We start from the raw sequence: 9,483 nt of genomic DNA on the forward strand, positions 1-9,483 counted from the left end.
ACCGGCGTGGGCTGCGAATCGAGCACCAGGGGAAGGACGATGACGGCTGCCAGCACCAGCGCTACTGCGCCCGCAAGCCTGCGACGCGCGCGGCCACGCAACTCGGCGGCCTGGACCTCGCTTGGCACGGCAGCCCGTTTTGAGGTCTGCGCCTGCTCGGCGGGATCTTTGCGTTTGAAAAAACCCATGGAAGAGAATTCCTTGCGGCGCCTTGCGGCATTGAGGCGGCGGGGCCGCCATGACGCGAATGGCCCGATTTGCCTATGCCTTGCGACCCAGAGCCTGCAAAACGGAGNNTTCTATCATTCTCCCCTGCCCGTTCGCGCGCTGCGGCAAAGGCCTGGGCGGGATCGGCGTAGGCCTGGATGCCGGGGGCTTCGCTGCCAGCGGGCAGGGGCGGGAGCGCCGCGGCGACCTGATCCGCGAGCGCCTGACCGGCGGTGCCGCGCGGTCCCGGAAGACCGGCGCAATACCAGTAGTCGATCCGGGAGCCCATCTTGGCCACCACCCCGGCGAGGTCCTTGTCGTTCAGCATGCCGAACACCGCGTGGGTGTAGGGATGAAAGCCCATGTTGTCGAGATTTTGCGCCAGCACGGCGGCGGCGTGCGGATTGTGCGCGACGTCGAGGATTACCGTGGGCTGGCCCGGCAGGATCTGGAAGCGGCCCGGCAGCGAGGCTTGCAACAGCCCCAATCGCACGGCCTGCTGCTGCACGGGCAGGCGATCGCGCACGGATTCCAGCGCGGCCAGCGCCGCCGAGGCGTTGAGCAGTTGATTGGCGCCGCGCAGAGCCGGGTAGGCCATCGCACTGCGGCGCTGTTCGCGACCGCCGTAGGCCCACTGCTGACGGTCGCCGGAATAGTTGTAATCGCGTCCGAACAGCCACAGGTCTGCACCGATGGCTTCGACGTGATCCAGCAGCGACTGCGGGGGGACGGGATCGCTGCAGATGGCCGGCCGGCCGCTGCGATAGATATGGGCTTTTTCGAAGCCGATTTTTTCACGCGTGTCGCCCAGCCAGTCGGTGTGGTCCAGGTCGACGCTGGTGACGATGGAGACGTCGGCATCGACGATGTTGACGGCATCCAGGCGTCCGCCCAGGCCGACTTCGAGCACGACCGCGTCCAGCCGCGACTGCGAGAAGAGGCGCAGAATGGCCAGCGTGGTGAATTCAAAATACGTCAGCGACACATCGCCGCGCGCGGCTTCGACGGCCTGGAACTGCGTGATGAGGTCTTGGTCGGAGGCGATCTGGCCGTTGACGCGGGCACGCTCGTTGAAGTCGATGAGGTGCGGCGAGGTGTACAGGCCCACCTTGTAGCCAGCCGCAAGCAGGATGGCCTCGAGCATGGCACAGGTGGAACCTTTGCCGTTGGTGCCGCCGACCACGAATTTGATGCCGGGCAGCGTCAGTTGCATGCGGTCCGCGACCTGGCGCACCCGGTCCAGCCCCATGTCGATCGCGGTGGCGTGGATGGACTCCAGGTACTGCAGCCAATCGGACAGGTTGGCGGCGGCGTCAGGCGTGCGGACAGAAGACATGAGGCGGGTTCGCGAAAGGAAATCAGCCTGCGATTTTAGCAGCGTGCGCCCGGTGTTTTCCCTAATCCCCTAGGGCGCGGCACGGTATCCGCGGGCAAAAAGTGCTTGCCCATGTTTTTTTCATACGTAAAAATAAATTCATGTATGGAAAATAAAAGGAAGAGACATGACGCAGCGTTCGACTCCCCAATGGCTGGTGCGTGAAGCCGACGTACCCGGCTACAGCCCCGCCAATCACACCGGCACCCTCAACCGACGGCTGATCAGCCCGGAGACCGTCGGCGCCCGCGGCGTGGAAGTGTTGCTGGGCGTCATCGAAAAGGGCAAGGGCGCCCTACCGCACGCGCATCCCGGCATCGAACAGGTCTGTTACCTGATTTCGGGCACCGCCCGCGCGCAGGTGCAGGACGAATGGGCCGACATGGGCCCCGGCGACTGCTGTTACTTCCCCCCGGACATCCCCCACGTCTTCACGGTGACGAGCGACGAACCGGCCCGGTTGCTTGTGATCTACACGCCCCCGTACGAAGAATCCCCCGATCGCGTGATCCGCGACTTTCCGGCGCCACCCTCAGCCGCTTGACGCGGCGTTTGCGCAGGCAGCGGCCGCGAGAGCCGCGCCTCATTACATAAATACAGGAGACACACCCATGCAATCCCTACGCCTGCTGGGCGCCGCGCTGGTCAGCGGCGCCGCCTTGATGGCGGCTGGCCCCGCCCATGCCGCCGATTACCCCAACAAACCTATCACCCTGGTGGTGCCCTTCCCCGCCGGATCGGGCACGGACGCCGTGGGACGGATCTTCGGCGCCGAGTTGTCGACCCTGCTGGGGCAGCAGGTCGTGGTCGAGAACAAGCCGGGCGCCAACGCGACGATCGCGGCCAACTATGTGGCCCGCGCCAAACCGGACGGCTACACGCTGTTCGTCACCACCAACACCTCCCATTCAGCCGCCCCCTGGCTGATGAAGAACGTGCCATATGATCCCGTCAAGGATTTCACCCCGATCGCGCGCGGCGGCAACCTGCCCTTCATCCTGGTCGTGAATCCCAAGCGCCCCTGGAAGACGGTGGGCGATCTGGTGGCCGACGCCAAGAAGAACCCGGGCCGCATCACCTACGCCAGTGGGAACAGCACCGGCATCGTCGCGGGCGCCACGCTGGCCAACCGCGCCAAGATCGACATCCTGCACGTGCCCTATAAAGGCACGCCGCAGAGCCTGACCGACGTGGTCGGCGGGCAGGTCGACTTCATGTTCACGGACCTGACCTCTGGCCTGCCCTTCGTGCAATCCGGCCAGCTGCGCGCCCTGGCCGTCTCCACCGCCGAGCGCAGCGCCATCGTGCCCGACCTGCCGTCGATGGCCGAAGCGGGTGTGCCGGACTTCGATTTGAACTCCTGGAACGGCTACTTCGGTCCGGCCGGCATGCCGCCCGAGATCGTGGCCAAGCTGAATGCGGCCATCAACCAGATCGTGGCAAAGCCCGATGTGAAAAAGCGCCTGGCGGGACTGGGGTTTGACGCCTTTTCGAGCACCCCCGAAGCCTTCGCGCAATTTGTTGGCGAGCAGCGCGACCTGTGGGGCAAGCTGATCCGTGACGCGGGGATCGAGCAGCAATGATCGACCAGCCCCTGCCTGAAACGCCGGTTGCCGGGCCGCTGGCCGGCGTGCGCATCCTGGATCTGAGCTCGGTGGTGATGGGGCCGTACGCAACCCAGGTCCTCGCCGACCTGGGCGCGGACGTCATCAAGGTGGAGTCGCCAGCGGGGGACAACATGCGGGCCGTCGGCCCCATGCGCAACCCCGGCATGGGGCATCTCTACCTGCACCTGAATCGCAACAAGCGCTCGATCGTGCTGGACTTGAAGACCCCCGAAGGCCTTGAAGCCTGCCTGAAACTGGCCGAAAGCTGCGACGCCCTGCTCTACAACATCCGCCCGCAAGCGATGGCGCGGCTGGGCCTGTCGTATGAAGCCGTCACGGCGCGCAATCCGCGCATCGTCTACGTGGGCGCCTATGGGTTCGGCGAGGCGGGCCCCTATGCCGGCCGCCCCGCCTACGACGACCTGATCCAGGGTCAGACAGGCATTGCCGCACTGTCTGCGCAGCAAAGCGGCGACGTGCCGCGCTACGCGCCGCTGACGCTGGCGGACCGGGCCGTCGGCCTGCACGTCGGCATTGCGCTGGTGTCCGCGGTGCTGAGCGCCCGGACGCTTGGGCGCGGCCAGCCGGTGGAGATCCCCATGTTCGAAGGCATGGCGCACATGGTGCTGGGCGACCACCTGGGCGGCTCGACCTTCGAGCCGCCGATGGGACCCACCGGTTACGCGCGCCTCTTGGCGCCGCATCGCCGGCCGTACGCCACCGCGGACGGCTACATCTGCCTGCTGATCTACAACGACAAGCACTGGCGCAATTTCTTTGAACTGATCGGGCGGCCGGAGCTGTCGCAGGACCCGCGTTTCAGCACCCATGGCGCCCGCGCCGCGCACATCAGCGAGGTCTATGCCTTCGTGGCCGAGGTGATCGCCACCCGCCCCAGCGACGACTGGCTGCAAGCGCTGGCGCGCGCCGACATTCCGGCCTCGCAGCTCTACACCATCGACGGCCTGATCCAGGACGAGCACCTGACCGCGACCGGTTTCATCCAGGAAATGGACCACCCCTCGGAAGGCCGCATCCGCACCACCGGGACGCTGGGCCGCTACGCCGGCACGCCGACGTCGATACGCCGCCCCGCCCCGCGGCTGGGCGAACACAGCCGCGAGGTGCTGGCCGAAGCGGGCTATGGACAGGAACAGATCGACGCCATGCTTGCCCGTGGCATTACCCAGGACGGAAACAACGATGGACTTTGAATTCACCCCGGACCAACTGGCGTTGCGCGACGCCGTTTCCCGCATCTGCGAACGCTATCCCGACGAATACTGGCTGGAACGCGACCGCGAGGGCGGATTCCCGGAACCGCTGCACGCCGACTTGGCGCGCGACGGCTGGCTGGGCATCGCCATGCCGCAGGAACACGGCGGCGCGGGCCTGGGCATGACCGAAGCTGCGCTGATGATGCAGACCATCGCCGCGTCGGGCGCCGGCTTCACGGGCGCATCCGCCGTGCACATGAACATCTTCGGGCTGAATCCGGTGGTGGTGTTTGGCACCGACGAGCAGCGCGGCCGCTGGCTTGAACCGCTGATCGCCGGCCGGGAAAAGGCCTGCTTTGCGGTCACCGAGCCCGACGCCGGGCTGGACACGACCAAGCTGAGCACCCGCGCCGTGCGCCAAGGCGACGAATACGTCGTGCATGGCCGCAAGATCTGGATCTCGACCGCGCAGGTGGCCAGCAAGATGCTGCTGCTGGCGCGCACCACCCCGCTGTCCGAAGTGGAAAAGCCCACGCAGGGCCTGTCGCTCTTCTACACCGACCTGGACCGCGAAAAGATCGAGGTGCGGGAGATCGAGAAGATGGGCCGCAAGGCCGTGGATTCGAACATGCTGTTCATCGACGGCCTGCGCATTCCGGTGGCCGACCGCATCGGCGAGGAAGGCCGCGGCTTTGAATACATCCTGCACGGCCTGAACCCCGAGCGCATCCTGATCGCCGCCGAAGCGGTGGGGATCGGGCGCGCCGCGCTGGACCGGGCCGTCAAGTACGCTGGCGAACGCACCGTGTTCGGCCGCCCCATCGGCAAGAACCAGGGCATCCAGCATCCGCTCGCCCAGGCCTGGATGCAGCTCGAGGCCGCAGACCTGATGGTGTTCAAGGCAGCCAGCCTGTACGACGCGGGCAAGCCGTGCGGCCCCGCCGCCAATTCGGCAAAGTACCTGGCGGCCGAGGCAGGCTACAACGCCTGCCAGACGGCGGTGATGACGCTGGGCGGCATGGGATATGCCAAGGAGTACCACGTGGAGCGGCTGCTGCGCGAAAGCTTCATACCGCGCATCGCGCCGGTCAGCCCGCAGCTCATCATGTGCTTCATCGCGGAAAAGGTGCTTGGGCTGCCCAAGTCGTACTGAGCGGGCGGCGGCAGGCGCGGTTCAGGCCTGCTGCTCCAGTCCCGTGCAGGCCGCCCGCAGAATGCGGGCGTAGGTTTCCTGTTCTGGTTCGATCCGGTAGATCGGGCCGCCCACCGAAATGGCGTAGTGTTCGCCGGATAGCGTGACCGGCCAGGCAATCGCACCCACGTCGGCAATGGACTCGCCGCTGTTCATGAACCACCCCCGCTGCCTCGCCGCGTCCAGGTCCGCCAGCAGCGCCTCGCGGGTGACGAGGGTGCGGTCGTTGTAGCGGGTCATGGGGATGTCCGCCAGCAAGGCGTCACGCGCCGGTTCGTCCAGCAGCGACAGCAGCGCCTTTCCCAGCGAATTGGCATGAACATCCTTGAACTCGCCTGCAACGGGCGCGTATCGGATGGTATGTGGAGAATCCAGCACATCCAGATAGACGACACGGCCGTCCGGCGACAGCTTGGCGAAGACGACGGTCTCCCGGGTAGCGTCCCTGAGTTCGACAAGACTGGGATAGACGCGATCCAGAACGGGATCGGCCCGGGCGATGCGCTGGGCCATGGCCAGCAGCCGGCCTGTCGGGTAATAGCCCTGGCGGCGGCCCGTTTCATAGAGATAGCCCAGACTGGTCAGCGTGCGGATCAGCGCCAGGCAGCTGGACACCGGCACATCGAGCAACCGGGCCAATTCCGACAAAGGCAGCGCGCGTTTCTCGCGGGCGAAGGTTTCGATGATTTCGATAACTCGCAACGCCGTCTTGACACTCATTGCCCGATCCAGACTCTTAGCACGTGAACCATCCATTTTCGCGGGGCTAAAGTTCCCTGCGAGGGTGCCGTTATGGTAACTGAGAATTTCCTGAAAACAGCGCGTTCTCCGAGACGCCCCCCTCGCCGTTGGAGTGATCATGGCCGTAACCCCGTTAGCCCCCGCAGCGTTCGCGTCGTTACCGGTTTCGACCGCTATCGCCACGCCCGACCCTGCGGCCACCGCCACGCCGGCGCCCGCGACCACTGACAGCAGCTCCTCCGGCGGCGCCACGTCCGACCAGGCGAATGCGCAAAAAATGCCCTTGGATAGGGCGTTGGATGAGATCAACGAACAGATGAAGGCCTGGTCCACCCAGCTTCAGTTCGAAATCGACCCGAACGTACACCAGGTGGTGGTGTCGGTGATCGACGCGGAATCGGGAGACGTCCTGCGCACCATCCCCAGTGAAGCGGTGCTGAAGATCGCCAAGATGATCGTGAACATGCAAGGGAACGGTATCAAGACTTCGGCCTGATCCGGCACTTAAAACACCGTTCGCCAAGATTGACGCGCGGCCCGGTGAGAGAAGCGCCGAATTAGGCCCGCCTTATGCCTTTACCCGGCCAATAGCCGGGACCACATTTTTGTCAGAATTGCATCGCTAGGAAGGAATTTCACATGGCCACCATTACCAACCTCGGTTCGAATTCAGGCTTGCCCCTCGAGGACATCCTCTCGAAGCTGGAAGCCGCCGAGGAAAAGAGGCTGCAGCAGTACACCGTACGGCAGACCAGCTTCGAAACCCGCGTTACGGCGTTCGGCCAGCTCAAGAGCGCCGTGGAAGCCGTGCAGAAGGCTGCCGCCGCGTTGGGCAAGCCCGAGACGCTGGGCGCCGTGAAAGGCAGCGTGACCGGCGGCGACGCCCTCACCGCGACCGTGGCTGCCGAAGGCGCCGTGGCCGGCGAGTACACGATCAACGTGAAGAACGTTGCCACTTCCCAGACCCTGCAATCGGGTGCGGTTGCGGACCGCAAGGCGTCCAACGGCGCCACGGGTTCGTTTGAAATCGAATTGGCCGACGGCACCAAGAAGACCGTCGACCTCAAGGGCGACACCTCGCTGAACGGCATCGTCAAGGCAGTCAATGCCGACGACACGCTGGGCGTGCGCGCCACCGTCATCACCGACGGCGACGGCAAGAGCTACCTGATGATGACCGCCAAGAACACGGGCGTTCAGGCCTCGGTCAAGTCCATCACGGTGACGGGCGACCAGTCGCTCAAAGACGTCCTGTCCTATAGCAGCACCGATGCCGCCAACAGCAAGATGACGGCCACGGCGGCCGTCGACGCTGAAATCGACATCAACGGCATCACGATCAAGAGCGGCACGAACAACATTTCGACCGCCATCGACGGCGTCACGCTCAACCTGTCCTCGAAGACGGAAGACGGCAAGCCGATCAAGCTGAAGCTGGAAAGCGACCCCTCGGTGGCCAGCAAGGCCATCCAGAGCTTCGTCACCGCCTACAACACGCTGCAGACGACGATCAAGAACCTGACGGCCTTCGACGCCACCGCCGCCACCAATCAGCCGCTGACCGGCGACGGCACGACGCGCGCCATCCAGTCGTCCCTGGCGGGTGCGCTGCAGGTGCTGTCGGGCGAAGGCACCCTGCGGTCGCTGGCCGATCTGGGCATCACGACCAACCCGCAGACGCGCCAGCTCACGCTGGACCAGACCAAGCTGGACAAGGCACTGTCCACGAACGGCGCCGACGTCTCGCGCTTGCTGACCGGCACGAACGGCCTGGCCGCCAATTTCGAAAAGGCCACGAAGGACATCCTGAGCGACACCGGCTCGATCAAGACCAAGACCGACGGCCTGGCCAAATCGATCGCCACCGTGAAAGACCAGTACACGCGCGCCAAGGCAGCCGGTGAAGCCCAGCTCGAACTGATGCGCGCCCAGTTTGTCCAATTGGACAAATTCGTTGCGCAGCAATCGGTCACGGCCAACTATCTGACGCAGCAATTCGCGGCCATGAACAAGTCGTCGAAGTGATAACCGAGAAGATGCATTAAATGACGTACGCCGCGCGCCGCCCCACAGGCTCATACTCTGCCCGCTCCTACGCCGATATCGGCCTGGAGACCCAAGTGATGAGCGCCACGCCGGAAAGGCTGATCACCCTGCTTTACCAGGGTGCGCGCGCGGCAATCGGACAAGCGCGCCTGCACATGCAGGAAGGTCGCGTCGCCGAGCGCGGGACAGCTATCACCAAGGCAATCAAGATCGTCGACGAAGGCCTGAAGATGGGCCTGAACATGGAAGCCGGCGGCGACATCGCCGCCAACCTGAGCCGGTTGTACGACTACATCGTCCGCACGCTGCTCATGGCAAACCTTAAAGCGGACGTCGAGCAGCTCGACATCGCAGACCGCCTGCTGGCGGACCTTTCCGACGCCTGGCAGACCTCCATCGATCGGCCTGCCCCGGACGCAACGCTTTGATGGCCCCTACAACGACTATTGCCAGCCATCGCTCGCCCGAGATTTCTATGACGTCGCTCACCCAGTACTCCGCCATCCTGGAACAGTATCAGGAGATCGCCCAATCAACGGGCGAGATGTTGACGGCCGCCCAGGCCGGCGACTGGGACACCGCGCTAGTGCACGGTCAGCTCTACTGCGAGCAGGTCGAACGCCTGCGCCATGCCGAACCGTCCAGTCCACTGGACGAGGCCGGCCGCAGCATGAAATACGACCTGCTTGTGCGCATTCTTGAAAACGATGCCATGACGCGTGATCTGGCGCTGCCGCAGTTGGCGCGGCTGGGCGAATTGCTGGGACGCATGAAGCGCCAGCAGACCCTGCTGTCGGCTTACGGCAACCAGGCGTCTGACCAATGAGCATCGGTCCCGCCGCGCTTGGCAACGTCCTGGTGCAGCGGTTGGACGCCGTGCTGGGCACGACGATGTCCGCCGCGAACGCCAACCAGATTTCCGGCGCGCGGCCGGACGCGGTCAGCCAGCCGGGCAGCCCGGAGAAGGCCGGGCCGTCGGACGGCTCCGCCCGCGATACCCGGCAAGGCATACAGACTGGCGGCGCCCGAGGCGACCGCCAGAATACTGTTGTCGACCCCAAAACCGCCGCCGCGCTGGCGCTGGCCGCGCGCGGCCTG

At 65.2% G+C, this 9,483-nt stretch carries 9 protein-coding genes and 3 pseudogenes; 9 read left to right on the forward strand and 3 right to left on the reverse strand.

Features of this window, described 5'->3' with window-relative positions:
* Together B3446_RS13990 and folC are read right to left on the reverse strand one after the other, a co-directional pair.
* Positions 1-188 (reverse strand): annotated as a pseudogene (locus B3446_RS13990) (SPOR domain-containing protein); the annotation flags it as partial.
* Positions 189-286: 98 nt separating this feature from the next.
* Positions 287-1,543 (reverse strand): annotated as a pseudogene (gene folC / locus B3446_RS13995) (bifunctional tetrahydrofolate synthase/dihydrofolate synthase); the annotation flags it as partial.
* Between the two features lie 166 nt (positions 1,544-1,709).
* Between folC and B3446_RS14000 the strand changes: the two are divergent.
* The 4 genes from B3446_RS14000 to B3446_RS14015 all read left to right on the forward strand — a co-directional run bounded on the left by B3446_RS14000 (position 1,710) and on the right by B3446_RS14015 (position 5,559).
* A complete protein-coding gene (locus tag B3446_RS14000) occupies positions 1,710-2,126 on the forward strand; it encodes a cupin domain-containing protein (RefSeq protein WP_291381906.1) in 417 nt (138 codons plus the stop codon).
* Positions 2,127-2,193: 67 nt separating this feature from the next.
* On the forward strand, positions 2,194-3,165 hold the full coding sequence (locus tag B3446_RS14005; RefSeq protein WP_191578080.1) for a Bug family tripartite tricarboxylate transporter substrate binding protein: 972 nt from the start codon (positions 2,194-2,196) through the stop codon (positions 3,163-3,165).
* Positions 3,162-4,403 (forward strand): CaiB/BaiF CoA transferase family protein, encoded by a 1,242-nt coding sequence (locus tag B3446_RS14010; protein WP_291381908.1) that lies wholly within the window; start codon positions 3,162-3,164, stop codon positions 4,401-4,403. Before B3446_RS14005 ends, B3446_RS14010 begins: the two co-directional genes overlap by 4 nt.
* Entirely contained in the window at positions 4,393-5,559 is a 1,167-nt protein-coding gene (locus B3446_RS14015; RefSeq protein WP_291381910.1) for an acyl-CoA dehydrogenase family protein, read from the forward strand. Before B3446_RS14010 ends, B3446_RS14015 begins: the two co-directional genes overlap by 11 nt.
* A 21-nt stretch (positions 5,560-5,580) precedes the next feature.
* Here B3446_RS14015 and B3446_RS14020 read toward each other — a convergent pair whose 3' ends face one another.
* Positions 5,581-6,318, reverse strand: a complete 738-nt coding sequence (locus tag B3446_RS14020; protein WP_175121945.1) for an IclR family transcriptional regulator — start codon at positions 6,316-6,318, stop codon at positions 5,581-5,583.
* Positions 6,319-6,457: 139 nt separating this feature from the next.
* Between B3446_RS14020 and B3446_RS14025 the strand changes: the two genes are divergently transcribed.
* From B3446_RS14025 to B3446_RS14045, 5 genes and pseudogenes are all read left to right on the forward strand, one after another.
* Entirely contained in the window at positions 6,458-6,835 is a 378-nt protein-coding gene (locus B3446_RS14025) for a flagellar protein FlaG (protein ID WP_191578083.1), read from the forward strand.
* Between the two features lie 143 nt (positions 6,836-6,978).
* The gene (gene fliD / locus B3446_RS14030) at positions 6,979-8,364 is read left to right on the forward strand and encodes a flagellar filament capping protein FliD (RefSeq protein ID WP_191578084.1); all 1,386 of its coding nucleotides are present in this window, start codon (positions 6,979-6,981) and stop codon (positions 8,362-8,364) included.
* 20 nt (positions 8,365-8,384) lie between these two features.
* On the forward strand, positions 8,385-8,813 hold the full coding sequence (fliS, locus tag B3446_RS14035) for a flagellar export chaperone FliS (RefSeq protein WP_175121948.1): 429 nt from the start codon (positions 8,385-8,387) through the stop codon (positions 8,811-8,813).
* 47 nt (positions 8,814-8,860) lie between these two features.
* A complete protein-coding gene (locus B3446_RS14040; protein WP_175121949.1) occupies positions 8,861-9,211 on the forward strand; it encodes a flagellar protein FliT in 351 nt (116 codons plus the stop codon).
* Positions 9,208-9,483 (forward strand): annotated as a pseudogene (locus B3446_RS14045) (flagellar hook-length control protein FliK); the annotation flags it as partial. The gene B3446_RS14040 and the pseudogene B3446_RS14045, both read left to right, overlap by 4 nt.

Source organism: Achromobacter sp. UBA5777, assembly GCF_002418565.1.
GTDB classification, from domain to species: Bacteria; Pseudomonadota; Gammaproteobacteria; order Burkholderiales; family Burkholderiaceae_B; genus Achromobacter; species Achromobacter animicus.